We start from the raw sequence: 23,384 nt of genomic DNA on the forward strand, positions 1-23,384 counted from the left end.
ATTTGGTTTACTGCCTTTTGTAAAGAACCCTTTCCAATTTTTCCGTGAACCTGAGGCTATATATGAAGACATTCCGGCGTTTTTTATTTTTGGTAAAAATCATTTTGCTGCTATCCGCTTTCGTCGGAAGTAATGTATTTGCTCAGAAACCCGATTTTAAGGTCATCGCTTTTTATTCCAATAAAGTCGAATCTGATCACGTTGATTTTTCGAATGATGCGCGGGCATTTTTCAAAAATCTGGCTGCCGAAAACAATTTCACCTTCGACGTAACCTCCGACTGGACCAACTGCAACGATGCGTACCTGAGCAATTATAATGTAATAATATGGCTCAATGACTTCCCGCACGAACAATCGCAGCGAGAAGCATTTCGAAAATACATGGAGAAGGGTGGGGGATGGTTCGGCTTTCATGTGGCTGGATATAATGACAAGGATACCAAATGGCCCTGGTTTGTGGATTTTCTGGGTGGTGGCGTGTTTTACAGCAACAGCTGGCCGCCCGTTCAGGCCAGACTCATTGTGGATGATAACAAGCATGCCGTCACTCAAAGCCTGCCCGATGCCTATGCGTCGCCTGTAAATGAATGGTACCATTGGCGACCGAGCCCTCGGGAGAATAAGGATGTAAAAGTGCTGGTAACCCTCGATCCCTCCAATTATCCACTGGGAATCAAAGACATACTTACTGGTGGCGACACGCCGGTGGTATGGACCAACACAAAATACAACATGATCTACATGAACATGGGGCATGGCGATAAGGTAATGTCGGATTATATGCAGAATAATATGATCGCCGATGCATTGTTCTGGCTGGGCAAGACGAAGCGAAAGCCGTCTGCGAAAACATTGCCCGAAATGTCTGCCAGATATTATCCCAAGCTGGTCAATGTAAAAGGCGGGGCATTCATGATGGGAGACGAAACAGGTAAAGGTGGTAAAGATGAACTGCCTGCACACCAGTCGATTGTGAAGGATTTTAAAATCGCGGCGACGGAAACTACCGTGGCGCAATGGCGGGTTTTCTGCAATGCTACCAAGCGTGCGATGCCCGATTTACCGGGCTGGGGATGGCACGAAGACCATCCTGTCATCAATGTAAGTTGGGACGATGCGGTTGCTTATTGTTACTGGCTCAGCGAGCAACAGGGCATACATTACCGGTTACCAACCGAGGCGGAATGGGAGTTTGCGGCAAAAGGAGGCATTCATGGTAAAAGCATCAGTTTCAGCGGCGGTACCAGCATTGATTCCGTCGGCTGGTATGTGGCAACAGGCTACGGAACAAAGCCGGTCGCGACCAAAAAGCCGAATGAACTGGGCTTGTTTGACATGACGGGCAATGTATGGGAATGGGTTAGCGACTGGTATGATGCGGATTACTACGCTGCGAGTCCGAAAGAAAACCCAGCAGGGCCAAAAACCGGAACTTACAAAATCTACCGCGGCGGCGCATGGTCGGTACCTGCGGGGAATTGTCGCGTCAGCTACCGAAATGTAGTCCCGCCATCGAGCAGCAACTTCAACCGCGGATTCCGGGTGGCAGCGGATTGAGAGGTTTTAGGTTTTTGTGCTTAGGATGTCTTTGATGGCGTGTTCTAATTTTGGGAAAATAAATTTGTATTGATTTTCCAAAAGGCGTGTTGGCATTACCCAGCGACTTTTTAGAATTAATTCTGTCTCAGTACCGATGAGCATGGCTCCAACTTCCAGAAGCCAGGCTGGTGACGGAAGTCCGAAAGGCACTCCGTAAAATTCTCTTAGTAATGACATCAGGACAGTATTTTTTACGGGCTCAGGCGCGGTACAGTTTATGACCCCGTTCATATCCTGATTCAGCATCAACCATTCCGTGCATTTTGCAGCGTCCTGCTCATGAACCCAGGAAACGTATTGCTGGCCATCGCCCTGTTTTCCGCCCAGGCCAAACTTTACAAGATTCAACAGGCGGGAAAGGCGCCATCTTTACTTCCAAAAACAATTCCCATACGCAGAGCGATTTTTCGCGTCAAGGGAGTATTGTGTTGAAAGAATGAGTCTTCCCATTTGCCAGATGTTTTTGCATCCCAATGTACCGTTTTGATATTTCCTTTGGCAGAAGCAGTACCTCGACTCAAAATGATTATTTCCTCAGTAAATGGTCTGTAATAGTCGGCTAAAACTCCGCCAAGATATCCATTGCCGCCGGCGAGAACTATTTTTTTGTATTTCATAATCAAACATTCAAGATCACGACAAGAACAATCATGCGATACAGAACCCAGGTTAATGTCATTAAATAACCGAGTTGTAAAATTTTGGATCTGCGGAGGTGTTCGAGGAACATCAGGCTTACGACCATTGAAAACCAGATGAAATAGACGTCACTGCTGAAATGGAACCAGTTTCCTGAGATCAAAACGGGTAATAAAAGCAAGGCCCCGGCGAGCGAAATGGTCATTAGATTTCCAAGATAATCCCAGACCTTTTCCTTTTTGTATAGTAGTATCACGAAGCCTTGAAATGCGATCTGGCCTCCGCAGACGAGAAATTCCCGCGACATACTGGCCTGCGGCAAAAATCCGGTCATTAGTTTTCCGTAAGTAGCAAGTATATAAGCTGTTACCAGCCAGCTGAAAATAAGATAGGCAATGCGGTAATGCTTTTTGAAACTTGGCTGAAACTGAAAACTTTGTTCCGTCACCGGCGCTGGAATAATGACCCGCCGGTTGTAGGAAACGAATGCATAAAGCTTTCTCATTAACCAGACAAACGGCTTGAAAAGGAAAAGCGGACGCAGCACAGGCATCGCGGCCGCGCAGATTTTGAGAAGGCTTTCGATTCCATAAGTTACTTCACCCGTAGCCTGATTCACCAATGCAATTTCATTCACCGCCCGCTGCCAGTTAATGGTTGGGCAGGCCTGAACCGGGTATTCCTGGTAAGCGATTCTGCCATTTTCTCCCAGCAAACCGGTGCTTACAAAGGCTTTGGTATACAGCTGACACATAGGGCATTCTGCGTCGAAAAGGATGAGGTGGTCTTTCAAAGTGTTCATATTAAAAATATTGAATTTTCAGTAATTTTTGAAAGTTTGAACTAAAAAAATGCTCATTTGAACATTTTCATAATAGAACCCCAAAACCAGCTTTCATCTGCATTGAGCATGGTTTCAATGGTTTTGTCGACATTCTTTGTGAGCTTGTTGATATCGCTGACCGACTTATGAAAAGTTGCGAATTCAGGATCGTTTGAGTCACCATTTACTTTCGATAATTCGTCCAGGATCTTAATGACCGGGTCAATTTCCCTTTTTCGCCGCTCTTTGGCTACTTGTTTTGCAATGTTCCAGGCATCTTTGTCAGCGTAGAAATACTCTTTCCTTTCTCCCGCTTTGTGTTGTTTTTCAATTAATCCCCAGCCGATCAGATCCCTGAGCGTCATATTGGCATTGCCTCTTGAAATACTGAGCGTTTCCATAATATCTTCGGTGGTAAGCGGTTCGGGAGAGATCAGGAGTAGGGCGTGTACCTGGGCCATCGTGCGGTTGATGCCCCATTCGGAGCCCAATTTGCCCCATGATTCAATAAACTTCTGTTTTGCTTCTGCCAGTTCCATACACAAATATAGCCACGAAATTAAACTTTCAAAAAGTTTTGAAAGTTTAATTTCGTGGCTTGCCTATTGATGAGTGAAAGTTACTATTTGCCAGGCTGCAAGTGTGTACTGATCGCTATCCGGTTCCAGGCGTTAATGGTCACAATGGCCATAATGATCTGTGCAAGATACACTTGTCCGAATGCCTCTTCTGCCCGTTGATACAAATCTGCGTTGATACCCTGATTTTGGATCAATGTAACGGCTTCGGTTAGTTCAAGGACAATTTTTTCTTCTTCGGTAAATAGCCCTGCTTCTCTCCACGCATTCAATAAAACGATACGCTCCACGCTTTCTCCAAGCTTTAATGCGTCTTTGGTATGCATATCCAGACAAAATGCACAGCCATTGATCTGTGATGCTCTGAGTTTGATGAGTTCTTTGTGGGTTTTGGTCAACTCTCCGGTTTGCAAATAACCTTCGAGTGCATACATTGCTTTATACGCCTGAGGTTGTACTGTCTGAATGTTTACGCGATTTTCCATGATTTTTTGTCTAATGTTTTGATGTCAAGCGACTTGCTGATTGACATAACAAAGGTCGCAGGTAGCTGGTCAAAAAAACTTAAACTGGTTTAATATCGCTTTTTACGGAGCTCGCTCAAATATTCGGGCGTGAAACCCAGGTAGGAAGCCAGCAGGTACTGAGGAATGCGCTGGGTAAACTGAGGGAAATTGTCGACGAAATGACGGTAGAGCTGTTCCCGCGAATAATCATATTGATACTTCATTTTGACCTGGGAAGCTCCATAAGCACGTTGGTAGATCAGCCTGAAATAGCGTTCCAGTTGAGGGTACTGGTCCATCAGCCGCTCCTGATCGGCGGTATCGATCGCCAGAAGCTGCGAATTTTCTACTGCCTGAATGGTAAACTCGGTAATGCCTTGCTGCGGAAATGCCAAAAAATCGGTCAGCCACCAATTTTCGATCGCAAACTGAATGGTTTGTTCAACCCCTTTTTCATTGAGATAATACAAACGGATGCATCCCTTCACGACAAAAAAGAGCGTCGGACAGGGATGCCCTGCCTCGATCAGGTTTTGCTTTTTGCGGACCTCAGTTTGACGAAAGAACGAGAGGATCGCCGTTTCATCGTCAACCTTCAAGTCTACCAGTTTGCGGATATGGATGATTAATGGATGTGACACTGTGACTTTTTGAAAAAATAAGAGCAATCAATGGCCAGATTTTACTCCTTAATGCTCCGCTGCTCACGGTAAAGAACCCACACCAGCGACATTAATATTAAACCGCAAAGCAGAAATACCTGGTGCAGACTGGGTAGCGCCAACATAAAACCACCCGATAATGCCCCGAAAGCCGCACCAGCATCCCGGTAAGTGGCATTCTGGGAAACGGCGTGGGTAATGTTTTCTTTCCCTGCCGAAGCCCCGCCCGCAGCAAGCGAAGAATTGATGTTATAAAAGGTAAAAACGGTGATCAGCCCCGCATAGATAATCCCGGTTGCAATGAGCACAAATCCAAAACAAAGTCCCAGAATCGAAACCAAAAACACATTCATTAAGCCGTAATGATCCGCCAGTCTGCCCGAAACCGGCGAAATCAGTATCGAGCATATTCTCCGAAAACTGAGGAATCCGGCGGTTAATGCAACGATCTCAATGTGTGTCAGCGTGGGCAGGTACCTGAGCAGCAATGTGCCGATCAGGACAAGTAGCAATCCTTCCACAGCGAATGCGCTGGTAAATGCCATGCTGTTGAATGCAGATGGCAATTCCAGTTTAAATGTCGGCAATTTATGAGACGAACGCTCACGGTCGGGGAGCTGCAAAGCAAAATAAATGCTCGGGACAGACAATGTTCCAAGTAGCAGGAATGTGGTAGCGGGGCCGGCATAGTCGAGGAGAAATGGCCCGATCAGCAGTGCAAATAGAGGCCCGCATTCAGCAATACTCTGGTTGAGGCCAAGCGAAAATCCCTTTCTTGGCGAATCCAGGGCATATGTCAAGGAGGAAACGCGGAGGATCGAATATGAAACACCCCACAATATCCGTAGCAAAATCCAAACTGCGACATTAACACCAAAGCCGTAAGATGCCGTAGTAACAACGGCCAGTACTGCCGCGAAAATGGTAGGCAATTTGAATCCAAACCGGTTAAAAACCAGTAGTATCGCCGGGTTAAGAATGATCCGGGCAAAACGGTTTATCGATAGGATGGTGCCTATCCAGATGACCGGAAGATGGACACTGCCAGCATTGGTGGGCAGAAACGAGTATAAAAAAGCATCCCCCATCAAAGCGAAAGCCAGACTCACCGATGCGTACAGGGGGAAGGATTTATTCATGGTCGATATTAGTAAGCTTTTTTCAGAAAATCTTACTTTTTTGGATATTCAGCCCGGATGTTACCAAAACCATTTCTTTTGGGGAAAAGCCAATACCCCAAACTGGCATTAAAAAATCAGAAAGCGGCAGTTTGTATTTTCGAAAGAGATGGCCGGGTGATTGCTAAATCCGTGGAGTTGTAGGGGATTAATTGTTCAAAATTCCTTTTCCCCAAATTCACTGGACGGAAGCCTTGCTTTTTTGGATGTTTGGTTGAGATTGTAGCTGATATTCAGTAGAAAAATATCAGTTTCCTGAATGTAGTTAGTCGTCGTGAAAAAGTCTTTGCCAAAAGTCGTGATCCGCTGACGATTGGAGCCCAGTAAGCCCAGATCAATGTTTTGCCATTGAAGCGTCGCTGCCAGCCGGCCTTTTAAGAAGGTTTTTCTGGCAGAAGCTGCTGGTATGATAAAGCGGGAATCTTCACCCTGGGCGGTAACCCTCTTCGAAAGATAGCTTAATGTCCATTGCAGCTGAAAAGTAGGCGAAAGCTTGAAGGTCGTGTTCGCATTAACCGAATAGACAACACTGGACGTGTTCACATTTACATTTTTATCAAACAGCGAACCTTTGATCTTGTACTGGTAAACATTTGCGCCAGCATACCATTGCCACCATTTGGTAACATTCACAGTAGTACCTGCTTCCAGCCCCCAGGAAGTCGCCAGCCCGGCATTGGTATAGATGCGGTTTAATATCGTGTCATTATAAACGCTATTGACCCGGTTGACCACATTTTTAATGCGTTGATTGTAAACCGTCGCAAAAACGCTTCCCTTTTCAAAATCCTTCACAATACCCAGTTCACTCAGGTCTATAAACTCTGGTAATATATTGGGGTTACCGGATTCGAGCGTTTCCGAATGCTCACGTTCCGGGAAAGGGTTGAGCTCGCTGTTGGTAGCACGCTGGACTCTTTTGCTGTATCCGGCTTTCGCAACCAGCGATTTGGTTAAATGGTACTGCAAGTTCAGGGAAGGAAACACATTGGACAAATCCAGGTTTCTTACTGGCTGGCTCCCTGCGGTGAAAGCACGGGTAGCATATTCATAGCGAAGGCCTGCAATATATTCCAGCTTCCCGGGCTTTGCGGAATATTGCCCGTAGACTGAGTGAATACGGTTGACTACTTTGGTATGACTGCTAAACTGCGGCACAATGATGTAAGAGCCGCTTTCCAGATCTAAATCCAGATATTGGAAATTTCCCTTTTGCACCTGATTGCGATATTGGTACCCCGTTTCGAGCCGTCCTTTGCCAATTTCAATAGTGTAATCTGCTTTTAATCGATATGCATTCAGAGGGTTGGTACTGGGGTTTCTGGTATTTTGCAAAACGATCCGCCGGTCGGCGTCATCCAGATTAATATTGGTCGTCAATCCGTCCAAACCAGCGTTTTCAACCAATCCTGACAGAGAAAGTAGCGACTTATTGGTAAAAGTATGGGTGTAATCCAGGTTGCCGAGGATAATGTCGGACGATTTGCGGGCAATATTTGAGTTAAAATAACGGATTCGGCCAATGATATCACCACTGGAAAGGTCCGTTTTGGTGTTGTTATAAACAATGTCAGCCCGGCGCGACTGGGAGCGATAACCTTTATAAATACCAGCTGAAAACAAGTTCCTGGGGTCGGGTTTGAAAGAAATTGACGAGCGTACCGTATAGCTTTCCTTGGTGTAGCTTCGTTCTCCGTCTGACGGAAAGGAAGTAAAAATGTGATCGATAGTGGTATTCACATCTCCTGTTCTTCTGCCGGCAATGTCGTTGCGCAAATAGCTTCCGCTGATGTTGAAGTCCCATTTTTGAGATTGCAGACTAAATGTGGCATCGCCCCCGAAACGTACAGGACTATGCAGATTATTATACCGGTAAATCGCTGGGAGCCCGCCCTGAACATTGGCTGAAAATGACCTGCTGCCCGGTAGCGCCGCCTTTGTCGTGATATTGATGATACCAGCCTTCCCATCCGGATCGAACCTTGCAGACGGTGAGGTAATTACTTCGATATTTTCAATGGTGTTCGCAGGTATCTGATTCAGTACCAGGGCGGGATCGGTTTGTACAGGTTTTCCGTTGATCAGTACCAAAAAACCGGAAGAACCCCGCATTGTTATATTTCCCTCGCTGTTTACGGTGACGGACGGAGTGTTTTTTAGCACATCAATGGCGGTGCCGCCCTGACTGTTCAGAAATTTATCAGCCCGGTACACCTGCCTGTCGATCTTGTTTTCAATCGTTTGTCGCTCGGCTGTTACATTCAGTTCCTTCAATGTCCTGGCGTCAGCTTCCAGCAGGATCGTGGATAGGGCGACCAATGGCTGTTCCTGACTCAGGGCAGGTAGGCTGAAAAGGAGTTTGTTAAATCCAATGTATTGTGTTTCAATGTAGTACTGGCTTGCGGGAATGTTTTCAAATTTGAAATTTCCTTTTTCATCAGCCAAAACGCCATTGACCAATGTGGAATCAATGCTTTTGAAAAGAGCAACAGAACAATACGATAAGCTGTTTTTGGTTTCTTTGTCCGCGACATGTCCGGTGATGGTCACATTGCCCTGAGCGTGAGCTGAAAGAAAAGAAAGAAAGCTGATCGCGGTGAGTAAGAATAATTTCATTAGAAGAAAAAATGCCTGTTCTGGTTACTTAGACAGGCAAATTTAACTCTATTAAAATAGTAGACTTTGTACATTGAGTCCGAAAACTGGTACATTCAGGAAATCCCTTTTCGGTAAATGCTGGGCAGGACACCGGTTTGTCTTTTAAAAAATTTGTTGAAATGCGAAGGATCGGTAAAGCCAAGTTCGTAAGCCAGCTCAGTAAGGTTAAGGTGTGAGTACAAGAGCAGTTTCTTCGATTCGGCTGTTATTTTTTCGTTGATGACGGTACCGGCCGTTTTGCTCAGGTATTTTTGGCAGAGCGTATTGAGATTTTTGGGTGTGACATTTAGCAGCTCCGCGTAGCTGCTCACCTCGCGGTTGGTCTTGAACTGGCCATCCAACATCACAAAAAAGCTTTTTAAGAGCACAGGATAAGGCACTGAAAGATCCTGCCCGGCTTGTCTGTCAAGCAAATTGAAAAGCAATTGCAGGTAAGTCAGTATCAATGCCTGATAGTTGGGCTGGCGGAGCGTGTACTCGTTGTCAATGCTTTGAAAGATGTTGTCTACGGTCGGTTGTATTTCCTTTAAATCATAACAGCCCGAATAAGGGGCGGGAAAGTTTTGAAATAAAAGCTCGTAAAACGGATGACCCAGCAAAAAGTCCTTTTGCAGCATCATGACGTAGCCTTTGGGGATTTCGGTAAGCTCCCAGCTGTGTATCTGGCCGGGCATGACCAGGTAAAGGTTATGCGGATTCACTGTATATCTGTCATGATCGATCTGATGCGTCCCGGCGCCGGCTTCGAGGTAAATGATTTCGAGATAATCCTTGTGACCGTGAGGATTGGTGGCTTTAATGACCTCCTTCATCCTTTTGATTCTAAAAAGTTCGTTTTGTTCAAGCTTGTTTTTGATCGGGATCTGCATTCAGAATGGGTCAGGATAAGAAATGAGTAAAGTCGTCGTAATTTGATTTTGCTAATTTCTATAATTTTCCGGTGATGAAAGACCGTGTACCCATGTTTATGTTTGGTACATTTGTGTATCTTTGGTTACATCAGGTTCGCTACATGAAACCCATACATCCTGACTATAATGGAACAGACGGATACTAAAAAAATAGACAGCACTCAGTCCGAGGCTCAGCGAGTCCAAATGTGGTCCATGGCACTCTCACTCTTGAATGCCAGCGCGTTTTTTAGTGCTCTGACAAAGTCCGCTGAGCATTATTTAGAAAACGATAGGTTACCATTGTCTTACTTTTTTCTGATGGGCCTCATCGGCGCAGCGCTAGGTTGGGGGCTTGACAGGCTTATTAAGAAAAAATCATTGAAGTTCAAGAAAATAGTAACGGTTGCTTTGACGGTGATTTCGATGGGGTTGCCGTTGGTAATTCGGCATTTCTGACGCCGTAATTGAAGATTCCAATTACCAATATGAGTAACATTACCTAATTGACCAGGCTGTTTAAGATTCAAAAAGACTTCTTGTCAATACCTGAATTAAAACAAAAGCATGTACACGGTGAAATCAATGTTCGTTAGAGGCTTGCTGTGGATAAGCTTGTTTATGACCTTTGTGGCCTTTTTAGCAACAGGCTGCAAAGAAGATCCCTATGTTATTACATGTAAAGACGGCCTCGTAGAATATGAAGAGCTAAAGAATGGAGAGTTAGTTTCTTTTGTGAATGTTAAAGACACTGATAAGTTCATTCAGCGGGTTATCCGATCTCGAATTGAATCAGAACAATCTATTGATCTTTCCAGGGTAAACGCTAAGATTGATTTTAAAGAGAAGACGTTGCTTGCCGGTCGTATATACTCCGGCCAACGGACTATTTTGGTTCGGCAAGAATTAACCAGCGACTGTAAGCGCGAGGAAATAACTTATAGGATCACCTTAAAATATCATCAATATCTTCCCGAATCCGGCTACACGAAGTTCTTCGCTATCATTCCAAAAATCTCCGATAAAACAAAGATCAAATATATTATTGATTATGAAAACTGATGTAACCATGAGAAACCATTTACTTTGGCATGTGTACTTTCAATTTTCTGCCAGACTCTTAGAAGTAAAAAATCCCCTCTCACCGCTCTACCTTTACATCAAACACAAACGTAGCCGAGCCCTTCATTACCTGTGCTTGCTTGAATCGGATCAGTCCTTTTTTGCCTTGCTGGGTTTTGAATGACCATAGGTGTTGGGAGAGGGGTGCATTAGAGGTGAGGTCGACGAGCGATTTGACGAGCCCGGTACTTTCGTCGGATTGTTTGTCAAAAGTCCAGGCGCGGCCCAGCAAACCATGGACCACCATAAAAATCGAACACCACATCAATGTCGTACGCTACCGACGCACTTTTGGCAAAAGAATAAAAAATTCCATTGTGCAAATCAAGCAGGTTTAGTGTGTGATCATCGCCTGACTGACCTTCTCTTAAAACAACTCTCAGGCCTGTGAATGTCGCCACGTCGGGACCACGTTTTTGGCTTGCTGCTTCCGTGCATTCAATGACCAGCTGGTGGTAGCGAATTTTTGTCGGACCATTGCTGGTAGGAGCAGGCGTATCTTTTTCTCCTTGCAGGACAACGGCAGGAGAAGCAAAACCAGTGTGTACAGTAAGAACGGCGGGTAATGTTGCTGATCGTTTTGATGGTTTGGATATGTTTTTGTGGCCCTTTTTAATGGAGACCTTGTAGCAAAATTGGCTGCATTAACCCGCGCCAACAACACCAAATCGAAAAACGACGGTTTGAATCGACGGGTAACAAAACAGAGATAGGGTAATTATATATCTTGTTGACAATGAGTATATTTATATTTTATCTACCTTGGTATAATTAAATAAAATAGCCAATAAACCATGAAAAAAACCTTCCTCTCTAAATGGGCCCTGGGCCTGATTTTAAGCGTAACAGTCATTGCCTGCGTCGATCATGAACCGGGCCCGGATAAACTGCGTGTAAAGACCCTTACGAGAATTTTGCCCGACGCTCCCAACGTGAGTATCGTCAGCACGCTGACATACGATCCGCAGGGACGGATCGCTTCGATGTTTACGAATCAAGTGCCGGAAAACCCCGGCGGCCCAACCGAGACCAGCACATATCTGTATGGAGGTGACGGAAAGCTGAGCCAAATGGACCGGACGTTAAGCGGTGGGGGATCGGAACGATATGTTTATACCAATGACGGATGGGGGAAGGTTACAAAGATCAAATACACGGGTGCCCCTGATAATTTTTATGATTTCATCCTGAATTATGACGTTACCGGTTCACTTTTGTTATCTACCAAGAGATCGTTTGGTATCTCCGGTGTCCAGTACGACCAGGTTAATGCGCTTACTTTCGGGATGGACAATGTATCCAGCGTAATGTCCACCACCACGCTGGTGCGGAACACGACGAACACATCGATGGTCACGACCGATTTCGGTTACGACGACCATACCAATCCTTTTTATGGGGTATTTCTAATTCCGGCACCAGTTAAGATAGCGACACCGAGTTCGGGCAGTTTCAATCATTATACCTATTACGGTGGCGTTGATAACCTGCTTCACCTGAGCAAAAACAACCCGACTTCGGCCAATGTAAAAGGCGCTTCGCAAACGCTTTACAATTACACCTACAATGCCGAGGGGTTACCCACAAAACGTGAGACGTGGGTTAAAATCACCCTGGAACTGCCAGCAGTCCTGCAAGAAACGCTGCTTTACGGATATGAGACTTATTAATGATAGTAACTTTTATGTCGCTATGCCTTAAAGAGAAGAAACGAAACCGGTAGGCGTCTAACTTAACAAATTCTTAATTTGTCAATTGGTTTTTACCAGCTGAGATGGTCTAGTTTTGATAGGTTGTAACTTTTGCCAGATTACAGCTATGAAAATAGTATAACTCACCATGACAAGATATTTGAAATTCGGACTTTACGTGCTACTGGCGGGAGTTTTCGCCTACGGTTGTAAGAGAAATACCGGTTCCGGCGACAAGGCCGAGGAGCTGGCCATTTACAAAGACCTTTCATCCAAACGCATCAATTTGCCAAATGGCTGGTCGCTTACACCGGTCGGGAGGAGCCTGGATCTGGACGACCTGCCTTTGAACCTCGTCGTTTCTCCATCGAAAAAATACCTGGCTGTTACCAACAATGGCCAAAGCACCCAAAGCATTACATTGATTGATGTTGCTTCTGAAAAAGTGCTGGATTCTGCGGTAGTCGCGAAGTCGTACCTCGGTTTGGCATTCAGTCAGGATGAAAAGACGATATATGCTTCCGGCGGAAATGACAATAAGATTTTAGTATTCAAAATTGAAAATCAGCAACTTGTTCCGGCTGATCCGATCGTATTGGGCAAGCCTTGGCCGGTTAAAATTTCACCGACAGGGATAGCAGTCGACGACACACAGAACCGGATCTACGTCGTAACCAAGGAGGATAGCGCGCTTTATATTTGTGATTCTAAAACCAAGAACACAATTGGTAAACTGAATCTGGGCGCGGCTGCCTATACCTGTTTGCTTTCCAATGACAAAAAGGAACTTTATGTCTCACTATGGGGCGGCTCGCGGGTGGTGATCATCAATACAGAAACCCAGAAAATTTCAGCTGAAATTGCTACCAATAAAAACCCGAATGATCTGCTGCTAACAAAAGACGGCAAGTTTTTATATGTAGCCAATGGTAATGACAACACAGTCGCACTCATTGATTTAACCAAAAGACAGGTATCCGAGACCTTAACGACATCACTTTTTCCTGATGCGCCAGTGGGTACTACGCCTAATGGGCTCGCACTGAGCGAAGATGAGAAGACCCTGTACATTGCCAATGCGGATAACAACTGCCTGGCCGTGTTCGACGTGGAGACCAAAGGACGCAGCCGTTCGATCGGATTTGTCCCTACAGGCTGGTATCCGACCGCCGTCAAGACGATAGGTTCCAAAATCTATGTCACCAATGGAAAAGGGTTTTCATCCAAGGCAAATCCAAAAGGCCCCAATCCGAATTTATCAAAAGTCCCGCAACAGGTAGGGCCAAACCCACAGGCCTATGTAGGCAGGGAACAATACATTGGTGGTTTGTTTAAAGGTACTTTGTCGATCATTGACGCGCCGTCGGCACAGACACTTTCCGCATATTCGCGTGTCGTTTATGCCAACACACCTTATACCAAAAAGAAGGAGCTCAATGCAGAAGGAGAGGCCGGAAACCCGATTCCGATGAAGGTAGGGGATAAGTCGCCGATCAAATATGTGTTCTACATTATCAAGGAAAACCGTACCTACGATCAGATTCTCGGAGACATGAAGGAAGGCAATGGCGATGCTTCGCTTTGTTTATTTCCAGAAAAGGTAACTCCAAACCAGCATGCACTGGCGCGTGAGTTTGTATTGCTCGATAACTTTTATGTAGATGCCGAGGTGAGCGCAGACGGACATAACTGGTCGTCGGCCGCCTATGCGAATGATTATGTGGAAAAGAACTGGGTTACCAGCTATGGCGGTCGCGGCGGAACGTACGATTACGAAGGCCAGAAAGAAATCGCGCACCCCCGCGACGGGTTTATCTGGGACCATGCGCTACGCGCAGGGGTGACTTTCAGGAGTTACGGCTGGTTTGCTGATGATGGAAAAGCCAATATCAAAACACTCGAAGGCAAATATTGTCCGACTTTTGAAGGATACGATCTTGGTTACAAGGATATCGACCGGGAAGCGGCCTGGGAGAAGGATTTCGATGAGCTGGTAGCGGCCGACAAGCTTCCGAGGCTCAATACGCTACGGTTTGGTAATGATCATACCTCGGGTGCCAGTGTTGGAAAACCGACGCCATTTGCGGCAGTGGCTGATAATGACCTGGCTGTGGGACGTTTTGTTGAGCATCTTTCCAAGAGCAAGATTTGGAACGAATCGGTAGTGTTTATCCTGGAAGACGATGCCCAGAATGGCCCTGACCACGTTGATGCGCACCGTTCCATTGCATTTGTGGCCGGCGGTTTTGTGAAAAGAGGTTTTGTAGATCACACCATGTATTCCACTTCCGGAATGCTTCGTACTATGGAGCTGATCCTGGGCCTGAAACCAATGAGCCAATACGATGCAGCTGCCACGCCGATGTGGAGATGTTTTAGCAACAAACCTAATGCTGCCACTTTTACTTCCAAACAAGCAGGCGTAGATTTGGCTCAGAAAAATGTAGCTGTCAATACAAATTCCCGCCGCTCCGATCAGTTTGACCTTTCGGTGCCTGATGCAATTGATGACCTGATTTTCAGTGAGATCGTGTGGCAAACCGTGCGTGGTGAAAAGAGTATTATGCCTGCTCCCCGCCGTGGCGCATTCGTAAGGCTTGAAAAACGAGGCGACGACGAAGAGGAGGAGTTTGATCAGGATTGATTTAACATTTAAAAAGCACTACAAAAACCTTGTTTTACCCTTTATGAAAGTTCAGCTGCGTTGGTTTGTATTCGTTATCATTTTACAGGTATTTTTTGAAGTAAAGAGTCAGGCCCAGCAGGTAGGGCAGGTGTTGCCGGAATGGAAAGAGGGTTTTATGGACATTCACCACATTAATACAGGTGGTGGCAATGCTACTTTTTTTATCCTGCCCGACGGGACCACACTTTTGATTGACGCCGGCGCACTCGACCCGACTGAGCCCAGGACCAGAAGCCCGCGAAATACCAGGGTGAAACCCGATACCACCCGCCAACCAGGCGAATGGATAGCACGGTACGTTAGCAATACATTAGCCTTCCGCGCGACAGACAAAGCGCTGGACTATGCAATGCTGACCCATTTTCACGACGACCATATGGGTGCGGTTTCCAGCATTTCCAGGAGATCGAAACAAGGGCCTTTTAAACTGACCGGCATTACGGAAGTAGGAGAGTACCTGCCTATCCGCAAAATGATCGACCGCGGCTGGCCGGATTATAATTTTCCCAAGACATTGGACGATGAAATGATTGGTAATTACAAGAGCTTCCTGGATTGGCATTCAAAAAATAAGGGGATGAAAGTCGAAAAGGCGGCTCCGGGCAAGAATAGCCAGATCACGCTTTTGAGAAACCCGCAAAAGTATGCGGACCTGTTTGAGATACGAAACATTGCAGCCAATGGCGAGGTTTGGACGGGTGTAGGAAATGTAGTCCGCCAGCAGTTTCCTGAATTAAAATCACTAAGCCCGCAACAATTTCCCAGCGAAAACATGTGTAGTGTTGCGGTCCGGGTCAGTTACGGGAAGTTCGACTATTTTTCAGGAGGTGACCTGCCGGGTGTGCTCAGGGCCGGAATGCCTTCATGGCAGGATATGGAAACACCGGTTGCAAAGGCAGTAGGACAGGTGGATGTGCATATTCTGGATCACCATGGCAACCGTGATTCGCAAAATGAATTCTTTCTTCAAACCTTACAGCCGCGTGTCATGGTGATCCCCGTCTGGTCCTCCGACCACCCGGGACACGATGTGCTTGACCGAATGTACTCTCAAAATGTTTATCCCGGAGAAAGGGACGTATTTGCAACCGACATGCTGGAAGCGAACAAACTCGTGATCGGCGAGCTGCTGGGGCGTCTAAAAAGCGATAGCGGACATGTGGTTGTCCGCGTAGCGCCCGGTGGTGACCGCTATCAGGTGTATGTGCTCGATGACCGTAACGAGGAACGTAGGATTAAAAGCATTCACGGTCCCTACTTATCCAGGTAACGCCGCTTTGCGCAGGTTTTTAACAAATTGTTAAGGATGAAAAATCGTCAAACCAACTGACAGTTTTCCATGTTTCTCCAAATTGAAGGCCAAAAAATCTGTGCATATGCGCGAAGCAAGGTTGATTTCAGTAGTGATTCCCCTGTTCAATGAACAGGACAATGTTTTGCACCTGCTTCGGGCGATCCGCCGGGCGCTGTCAGGATACGATTACGAGGTAGTTGCGGTGGACGACGGCTCGTCGGACAATACCGTCCAGATGCTCCGGCAGGATTTGGACGACAGGCTCAGTATCGTCGTGATGATGCGCAACTACGGGCAAACCAGCGCTATGGCGGCGGGCATTGCATCGGCAACCGGGAAATACATCGTCACCATTGACGGAGACCTGCAAAACGATCCGGAAGATATCATCAGGTTACTGGCCCGGGCAGTACAGGGAAACTGGGACGTCGTGGCTGGTTACCGCGCCAACAGGTTGGATGGCTGGCTTTTCCGCAAACTGCCTAGCCGGATCGCCAACAAAATTATCCGGACACTCACCGGCGTACACCTTAAAGATTACGGCTGCACGCTCAAAATATTCAAAAATGAAATTGCCCAGAACCTGGGCCTCTACGGCGAACTTCACAGATTTATCCCCGTACTGGCCGATATCATGGGCGCCCGAATAACTGAAATGCCTGTCAGACATCACAAACGGCTTTTCGGTAAGTCCAAATACGGGCTGGGCAGGACGATGAAGGTAGTCAGCGATCTGTTTCTGATGCTCTATATGCAGCGATGGATGAAAAAGCCGATGCATCTTTTTGGAACGGTCGGCGGGACAGCTGTTTTGGCCGGCCTCTTTTTGATTTTGTCTCAAATAGCATCGCAGATCTTTGCACGGGACTTTGAAAAGCTATGGGTAGTTACCGGTCTGATGCTACTGCTAGCGGGGATTTTTATCATTCTGATGGGCTTTTTTGCTGAAATACAAATGCGGATTTATTATGAAGGATCAGCGAAAACACCTTACCTCATCAGAAAAATCCTGCAACAAAAGGAAAGCGCCATCTCAGAAGATTTAAGTATTTAGCCTATGGAACGCACTAATTACATTCCATACATTTACCTGTTCCTGATCCTTGCCGTCTATTTTTTTGGATTAAATGTTCCGCTTTTTGATGACGACAGTGCTCACCATGCATTGATCGGCATGCATATGTACCTCACCGGTAATTATGTTGACCTGATAGACCGTGGCCGCGACTATCTCGACAAGCCGCATTTACTTTTCTGGCTGGCGGCATTGGGCGACGAGCTTTTAGGCGTCGGGACCTTGTCCTACAAACTTCCGACTTTGCTCCTCGCGCTGCCTGGCGTGTATGCAACGTTCAGACTTGCCAAAAGGCTTTACGGACAGTCAGTCGGCATTAATGCGGTACTGATACTAATATCCTCCCAGGCATATATTCTGGCGCATAATGATGTCAGAATGGACGCAATCCTGCTGTCTTTCATCATTACGGCCACCTGGCTGTTATACGAATACACACTTACTTACCGAACCGACAGGCTTATCCTTGGCGTGTTGTCGCTCGCGCTGGCTTTTGCAACAAAAGGCATGACAGGCGCGGCAGTACCTGTTATCGCGGTGGGTTCACAGCTACTGTACCAGCGAAACTGGCGCTTCATCAGGTCCTTCAAATGGTTGTGGGCGATTCCTTTGTTCCTGGTTTTTATCGGCCCGATATTGTACTGCTACTATCTACAGTTCGATCTTCATCCGGAGAAAGTGATCCGGGGAATGAGCCATATTTCCGGAATAACCTTTATCCTTTTCTTTCAAAACACGGAGCGCCTGCAAGGTGTAAACTGGGGAAGTTCAGGGGGTAATGATCCGTTTCTTTTCTTCCATTCATTACTTTGGGCGTTACTTCCGTGGTGTTTGCTGGGATATTGGGCAGTAGTAAAAAAAGGGATTCATTTGATCAAAACTAAACTGGTGTACCGGCCTGGTGAAGAGATACTGAGCTGGGTAACGATTGTCGTGATGTTCGCGATTCTCACGTCTTCCAATTTTCGTTTGCCGCATTACCTCAATATTCTCTTTCCGTTTTTTTCAATATTGATTGCCGGGCAGCTCGAAAACGTGCTAAAATCATCGGTTTCCGGTACAGGGGAACGCAACTGGCTGATGATCACGCAAAAGTTTGTCGCAGTGGTAATGGCTTTGCTGGGTTTGATCATTAACGGGTATCTTTTCCCGGTCAAAAGTCTGGTGGTCATCGTGCTTAGTTTAGCCGCACTTTTTCTATTGTTTTATGAATGGACGTCCCGGCGGGATTTCCTCGGTAAATTGGTGATGATATCTTTTTGCAGTTCTTTGTTTACCAACATGCTGATGAATGGAAACTTCTACTTTCAGATTCAGGAGTACCAGGCCGGACATCATATTGCAGCCAAGATCAGACAACTGGAAATTCCGTTGAATAACATATACATTACTGATTGGAAAAGTCCATCCATGCATTACTATTCCGAATACTTTTTCAAAGATTCGGACCCGGTGACGCTCGCCGGAAGCAACGATTTTTGGCTTGCCGGATCGATGGCGAGTATTGATGAAGTGGCACGGGCAAGACAAATGAAAATGAAAGAATCCTATCATTTTCCGGATTTTGATACGACTAAATTAAAGGCAGGATTCGTTGACCCTTCCACCCGAGAGCAGGCATGCAGGGACATAGGGCTGGTTCACCTCAAAAAAGAATAACATTCATTTGATACGATATCTGAAATGGGCTGCGAAGCTTCTGGCTACCGGGATTTTACTGTATTGGGTTTTTATACAAACCGACCGTCAAAGTCTTTTTAAGGCGATCAGCGGCTCAGAAAAAAGCATTTTATTCTTTGCATTCGTGCCCTACCTGGTTTCCCGGGTATCCGGCGCATTCCGCCTCACCACCATTTTGAATGCGGCCGAAGTGCCGTTGTCACACGCTTCCGGCCTGCGGCTCAACTGGATCAGCATGTTTTACGGGATGTTCCTGCCGGGCGGGCTTGGCGGCGACGCCTACAAGCTGATCCGGCTCAGGGCTCTTTTTCCAGACAAAGGTGTGTTACTACTAACCCGTACATTGCTTTGGGACAGACTGATCGGCCTAGTTGTGCTCACGATACTGACGGTCAGTTTTGCAATGCCTTATCTTTTAGTAATCTATCAGGTTGTTGCTGCATCGCTTGCGCTGATTGGTTGTTTGGTTTTCTGGCTTGCTACCAGGAGGTGGATTCCACAGCTACTTCCGTATATGGGCAGGTTACTGGTGTTCTCGCTGGTGGTACAGCTCACCCAGATCGCCTGTATTTTCATGCTGCTCAGTTCGATTCAAATCCATGAACATTACAACCAGTACAATGTTTTGTTCCTGGTATCTTCCGTGGCTTCAACGTTGCCGATCAGCGTGGGTGGGGTAGGTGTGAGAGAAGTGGTATTTTTAGAAGGGGCGCAGCTGCTGATGGTTTCGGCGCAAGCTGCGGTGACCGTAAGTGTGCTCTTCGACATTATTGTGACACTGACAGCTGCTACCGGAAGTCTCGCCATATTGGGCAATGCCCGCGTGGTTTCTACGTCCGCAAGTAAGTGACTTCAATGGTATTTTACGTACTGATTTGTAAACGATCCGTCGTCAAAAAGATCGATAATGGCGTAACCCGGTTTGGTCTCTTTGTATTTTCCCATCCAGTAATTACCGCAAACAGCCCCATTGCAGCAATAGGTAACATTGTTATACTCAACCCGGTCGAGAAGATGAATGTGGCCGCTTATTGCCAGTTTTACGTTTTTATGTCGGTTAAATACTTTCGTGATCTGCGCGGCATCCATATGCATCCAGCTGCCGGGAACCACCCAGTTTCCATCCTTTAAATTATCACCGTCGAAGAAAACACTGGCGGATAAAATGGGAATATGGGAGGCGATCATGACCGGGACGTGAGAAGGAGTATTTCTCAGATCTCCTTTGAGCCAGTCCATTTGTGCCTCATCCAGACTGGCGAGGTAACCCGTTGTTTCCGGTCGGGGTTGTACGCTGTCCAGCATGATAAAATGCCAACCGTTTTTATCAAAACTGTGATAGGGCCTGGTCATTTCCGATTCATCCATCGCCCGTTTTTTGCCATCCTGAAACGTACCTTCGGAAGTGGAAGGGAACCAGATATCGTGATTTCCAATGCACGAAATCATGGGTGTACTGTTTTCAGAGGATAAAACTTTATGATAAAGCTGCCATTCTTTTGAGGCTTTTTCCCTCGAAATACCGTGGGCTCCCATCACTGAATCTCCCGTATTAAGTATGAAATCTGGCTTAATATCCAGGTTTTGAAGATGATGGAGGCATTTTTCGAAACCCTTGGCAGCCCACAGGTGAGGTTGGACGTGAATGTCGGTCAGGTGGGCTATTCGTAACACGCGTTTCGGCGAATAATGCAGGGATGGAGTTGCGGCAGAAACAGGCAATCCTCCGGCCATTATTCCCAGCGTTTTCAACAGATTTCTTCTATGCATACAGCCAAAGCATGTTTTGCAAAGATCCCTTATCTGTATGAACCCGGTGTTATTGGAAGGTTATTTGATTGTTAATAGTTTAAAGGTGTTTTCAATGAGAAATAATGCTAGTTCAAATCTTTAAGCAAACGGTACTCATTGGGACTTTGTCCGACGCGCTGTTTAAAAACCCGGCTGAAATGCTGCGGATATTTAAATCCCAATTCAAAAGCGATCTCATTGATCGTTTTATTTCTATCGAAAATCTTCTCCTTGGCGACCAATATTAGTTTAGATTGAATGTATTCCTGAGCGGTTTGGCCGGTTGCTTTTTTGATCAGATCACCAAAATATTTGGCAGACAGGTTCATCTCGCCTGCACAATAGGCAACAGAAGGCAAGCCTATATTAATAGGTTTGTCCGATGAAAAATAGCTGCTTAACAACAATTCAAATCGCTCCAATGTGCCTTTGTGTACTATTTCGCGGGTAATGAACTGGCGGTCGTAGAATCGCATGCAATAATCCAGAAACAGCTCTATGTTGGTTGCAATCAGCTTTCTGCTGTGCTTGTCGATGGTGTGCTCTAACTCGTATTTAATCTTATCAAAGCAATCCATCACCATCTGCGTCTCACGTTTCGATAAATGAAGCGCTTCATTGACCTGGTAACCAAAAAAGGTATACTCATTCATTTTAGCATTCAGCGAAGTGCCATGCAAAAGGTCCGGGTGAAAAACCAGGGCGTGTCCTTTCGGCTGGTATAGCTGGCCGTCATTTTCAACAGTAAAAACTTGTCCGGGGGCCATAAAAACCAGCGTCCCTTCCTGATAGTCGTAATACTCTTTTCCGTACTTAATATCTCCGCAAATCACCTCTTTTAGGAAAACACCATAGCATCCCATGTATTGACTGGCCTTGTGTCTGGGGCTGGCTGTTGACAAATCGATCACGGTTACCAGCGGGTGCAAAGTCTCCTGCTGATTAAATGCATTGTATTGGCTTACAGAGTCAAACCGGATTAAGTCTTCCATGATCATCTAAGTTTTAAGAGCAGCTAAATTAATGGTTTTGGTGAGGTCTAAAATGATCGGGCTGGGCAAATCGGGAATATTGGTAGACAAAAGAGGAATCTGTATACTAAGTGTCAGGAGGTAAGGGCAGAACTTTGCATTTGAAAAAAGAATGCGATTATAGAAACAGTAATTGGATGACAAATTTTAACTTAAACTAATGAGCTTATGCAAGTGCAAACAACAGTAAAATCAGTTCTGAAAGTATTCATTATTGGGTTGTGCTTTTTAGTCTTTCACGTAGAATCGTCGCTGGCGCAAGGTGCTGTTGAACAACAGATCATTACACTCTCGAAAGACAAATGGCAATGGATGGCCGACAAGAATGTAGACAAACTGGCCCAGCTGTTTGATGATAAGGCGAAATTTGTCCATATGAGCGGCACCTGGAAAAAGGACGAGGAGCTTGAAATCATCAAAACCGGAAGTATTTGGTATAAGAAAGCCGATGTGCATGATGTCGCGGTAGAGGTTTTTGACGAAAACACAGCGATCATTTGGAGCCGGATTACGCTCTCCGCCATGGTACGGGGTAACGAAGCCAACACTGAATTTACGGTCACGGAAGTCTATAAAAGACAGGGCAATGATTGGAAAATGTTGGCCCTGACATTCAGCAGTGTAAGGGATACACATGTTATTAAGCATTAAGTGTTTCGACCAACACCCAAATTCCCCGACGAACAACAGCTGAGTTTACGATGCTGTTGTTTGGGAGGACTAAGATGCGTCTGGGCGAAAATTACAGATTGAGATCAAAATAATTGCTTGATTTACGGCCTGTCTGCTATTCATCCTACTTTCTCTAAATTTTCCTTAAATACGGTGACCAGTTATCGGGATTCTAACAATAGAAGAAATGGTATTAAAGATAGAATTTATATACATTTAGTGTAAAAGAAACAGCAGAACTTTACCAGTTCTATTTTCCGCCGGGCATTGCTGATATGCGTGGCGGCACTGTTAGTAATTACTGTAACAAACAACACCATCGCTGTGGCCACATACAATCTAAAAATTAACGGAAAAATCAGGCAGGTGAATGTCGATCCGGCAACACCTATGCTTTGGGTATTGCGCGATCATCTGGACCTGACCGGCACCAAATATGGTTGCGGGATCGCCCAATGTGGCGCCTGTACGGTTCATCTCGAAGGTACTGCTGTCCGTTCGTGCCAGCTGCCGGTTTCGGTCGTCGGCAAGCAGGCGATCACCACCATTGAAGGGCTTTCGACAAAAGGCGATCATCCCGTTCAGAAAGCGTGGCTCGAACATGATGTGGCGCAATGCGGCTACTGTCAGGCGGGACAAATGATGACTGCTGCTTCCCTGCTGAAAAGTAACCCAAATCCTTCCGACGAGGAGATCGAAGCCCAAATGAGCGGGAATATCTGCCGGTGTGGTACCTATCTGCGGATTAAAGAGGCTGTCAAGTCAGCGGCGAAGAAATGATCTCATCCTGAACCGAAAACAAGAACT

Annotated in this window: 23 protein-coding genes; 11 read left to right on the top strand and 12 right to left on the bottom strand. The window is 46.0% G+C overall.

Going from position 1 to position 23,384, the window contains the following annotated elements:
- Positions 1-62 precede the first annotated feature (62 nt).
- Positions 63-1,559, top strand: coding sequence for an SUMF1/EgtB/PvdO family nonheme iron enzyme (locus tag ON006_RS01570; protein ID WP_244823357.1), 1,497 nt, complete (start codon positions 63-65; stop codon positions 1,557-1,559).
- Positions 1,560-1,565: 6 nt separating this feature from the next.
- Here the strand turns inward: ON006_RS01570 and ON006_RS01575 are convergent, their stop codons facing one another.
- The 9 genes from ON006_RS01575 to ON006_RS01615 form a co-directional block, all read right to left on the bottom strand.
- On the bottom strand, positions 1,566-1,949 hold the full coding sequence (locus ON006_RS01575; protein ID WP_244823358.1) for a DUF1731 domain-containing protein: 384 nt from the start codon (positions 1,947-1,949) through the stop codon (positions 1,566-1,568).
- On the bottom strand, positions 1,946-2,218 hold the full coding sequence (locus tag ON006_RS01580; RefSeq protein WP_244823359.1) for a hypothetical protein: 273 nt from the start codon (positions 2,216-2,218) through the stop codon (positions 1,946-1,948). Before ON006_RS01580 ends, ON006_RS01575 begins: the two co-directional genes overlap by 4 nt.
- A 2-nt stretch (positions 2,219-2,220) precedes the next feature.
- Positions 2,221-3,042: a thiol-disulfide oxidoreductase DCC family protein gene (locus ON006_RS01585; RefSeq protein ID WP_244823360.1), complete on the bottom strand. Its 822-nt coding sequence runs from the start codon at positions 3,040-3,042 to the stop codon at positions 2,221-2,223.
- Between the two features lie 53 nt (positions 3,043-3,095).
- Entirely contained in the window at positions 3,096-3,602 is a 507-nt protein-coding gene (locus tag ON006_RS01590) for a GbsR/MarR family transcriptional regulator (protein ID WP_244823361.1), read from the bottom strand.
- Between the two features lie 83 nt (positions 3,603-3,685).
- Entirely contained in the window at positions 3,686-4,126 is a 441-nt protein-coding gene (locus ON006_RS01595) for a carboxymuconolactone decarboxylase family protein (RefSeq protein ID WP_244823362.1), read from the bottom strand.
- 89 nt (positions 4,127-4,215) lie between these two features.
- Positions 4,216-4,788 (bottom strand): Crp/Fnr family transcriptional regulator, encoded by a 573-nt coding sequence (locus ON006_RS01600; RefSeq protein WP_244823363.1) that lies wholly within the window; start codon positions 4,786-4,788, stop codon positions 4,216-4,218.
- 41 nt (positions 4,789-4,829) lie between these two features.
- Positions 4,830-5,948 (bottom strand): MFS transporter, encoded by a 1,119-nt coding sequence (locus tag ON006_RS01605; protein WP_244823364.1) that lies wholly within the window; start codon positions 5,946-5,948, stop codon positions 4,830-4,832.
- A gap of 195 nt (positions 5,949-6,143) precedes the next feature.
- The gene (locus tag ON006_RS01610) at positions 6,144-8,603 is read right to left on the bottom strand and encodes an outer membrane beta-barrel family protein (protein WP_244823365.1); all 2,460 of its coding nucleotides are present in this window, start codon (positions 8,601-8,603) and stop codon (positions 6,144-6,146) included.
- Positions 8,604-8,698: 95 nt separating this feature from the next.
- On the bottom strand, positions 8,699-9,514 hold the full coding sequence (locus ON006_RS01615) for a helix-turn-helix domain-containing protein (RefSeq protein ID WP_244823366.1): 816 nt from the start codon (positions 9,512-9,514) through the stop codon (positions 8,699-8,701).
- 168 nt (positions 9,515-9,682) lie between these two features.
- Here ON006_RS01615 and ON006_RS01620 point away from each other — a divergent pair, with 168 nt between their 5' ends.
- Entirely contained in the window at positions 9,683-9,994 is a 312-nt protein-coding gene (locus ON006_RS01620; RefSeq protein WP_244823367.1) for a hypothetical protein, read from the top strand.
- 108 nt (positions 9,995-10,102) lie between these two features.
- A complete protein-coding gene (locus ON006_RS01625; RefSeq protein ID WP_244823368.1) occupies positions 10,103-10,597 on the top strand; it encodes a hypothetical protein in 495 nt (164 codons plus the stop codon).
- 79 nt (positions 10,598-10,676) lie between these two features.
- Here ON006_RS01625 and ON006_RS01630 read toward each other — a convergent pair whose 3' ends face one another.
- Positions 10,677-10,922: a hypothetical protein gene (locus tag ON006_RS01630; protein WP_244823369.1), complete on the bottom strand. Its 246-nt coding sequence runs from the start codon at positions 10,920-10,922 to the stop codon at positions 10,677-10,679.
- A gap of 529 nt (positions 10,923-11,451) precedes the next feature.
- Here ON006_RS01630 and ON006_RS01635 point away from each other — a divergent pair.
- The 6 genes from ON006_RS01635 to ON006_RS01660 all read left to right on the top strand — a co-directional run bounded on the left by ON006_RS01635 (position 11,452) and on the right by ON006_RS01660 (position 19,933).
- Positions 11,452-12,327, top strand: coding sequence for a hypothetical protein (locus tag ON006_RS01635; protein WP_244823370.1), 876 nt, complete (start codon positions 11,452-11,454; stop codon positions 12,325-12,327).
- A gap of 169 nt (positions 12,328-12,496) precedes the next feature.
- Positions 12,497-14,992 carry a bifunctional YncE family protein/alkaline phosphatase family protein gene (locus ON006_RS01640; protein WP_244823371.1) on the top strand — a complete coding sequence of 832 codons (2,496 nt, stop codon included), beginning with the start codon at positions 12,497-12,499 and terminating at the stop codon, positions 14,990-14,992.
- 43 nt (positions 14,993-15,035) lie between these two features.
- The gene (locus tag ON006_RS01645; RefSeq protein WP_244823372.1) at positions 15,036-16,304 is read left to right on the top strand and encodes a ComEC/Rec2 family competence protein; all 1,269 of its coding nucleotides are present in this window, start codon (positions 15,036-15,038) and stop codon (positions 16,302-16,304) included.
- A gap of 106 nt (positions 16,305-16,410) precedes the next feature.
- A complete protein-coding gene (locus ON006_RS01650) occupies positions 16,411-17,382 on the top strand; it encodes a glycosyltransferase family 2 protein (protein WP_244823373.1) in 972 nt (323 codons plus the stop codon).
- 3 nt (positions 17,383-17,385) lie between these two features.
- Positions 17,386-19,062, top strand: a complete 1,677-nt coding sequence (locus ON006_RS01655) for an ArnT family glycosyltransferase (protein WP_244823374.1) — start codon at positions 17,386-17,388, stop codon at positions 19,060-19,062.
- Positions 19,063-19,069: 7 nt separating this feature from the next.
- Positions 19,070-19,933: a lysylphosphatidylglycerol synthase domain-containing protein gene (locus ON006_RS01660; RefSeq protein ID WP_244823375.1), complete on the top strand. Its 864-nt coding sequence runs from the start codon at positions 19,070-19,072 to the stop codon at positions 19,931-19,933.
- Between the two features lie 2 nt (positions 19,934-19,935).
- Here the strand turns inward: ON006_RS01660 and ON006_RS01665 are convergent, their stop codons facing one another.
- Complete coding sequence (locus tag ON006_RS01665; RefSeq protein ID WP_244823376.1) at positions 19,936-20,853, bottom strand: metallophosphoesterase family protein; 918 nt, start codon at positions 20,851-20,853, stop codon at positions 19,936-19,938.
- A gap of 107 nt (positions 20,854-20,960) precedes the next feature.
- Positions 20,961-21,866: a helix-turn-helix domain-containing protein gene (locus tag ON006_RS01670; protein WP_244823377.1), complete on the bottom strand. Its 906-nt coding sequence runs from the start codon at positions 21,864-21,866 to the stop codon at positions 20,961-20,963.
- 207 nt (positions 21,867-22,073) lie between these two features.
- Here ON006_RS01670 and ON006_RS01675 point away from each other — a divergent pair, with 207 nt between their 5' ends.
- Together ON006_RS01675 and ON006_RS01680 are read left to right on the top strand one after the other, a co-directional pair.
- The gene (locus tag ON006_RS01675; protein WP_244823378.1) at positions 22,074-22,556 is read left to right on the top strand and encodes a nuclear transport factor 2 family protein; all 483 of its coding nucleotides are present in this window, start codon (positions 22,074-22,076) and stop codon (positions 22,554-22,556) included.
- Between the two features lie 345 nt (positions 22,557-22,901).
- Positions 22,902-23,357 (top strand): (2Fe-2S)-binding protein, encoded by a 456-nt coding sequence (locus ON006_RS01680; RefSeq protein WP_244823379.1) that lies wholly within the window; start codon positions 22,902-22,904, stop codon positions 23,355-23,357.
- The last annotated feature ends 27 nt before the right edge of the window (positions 23,358-23,384 follow it).

Source organism: Dyadobacter pollutisoli, assembly GCF_026625565.1.
In the GTDB taxonomy this organism is placed as follows: Bacteria; Bacteroidota; Bacteroidia; order Cytophagales; family Spirosomataceae; genus Dyadobacter; species Dyadobacter pollutisoli.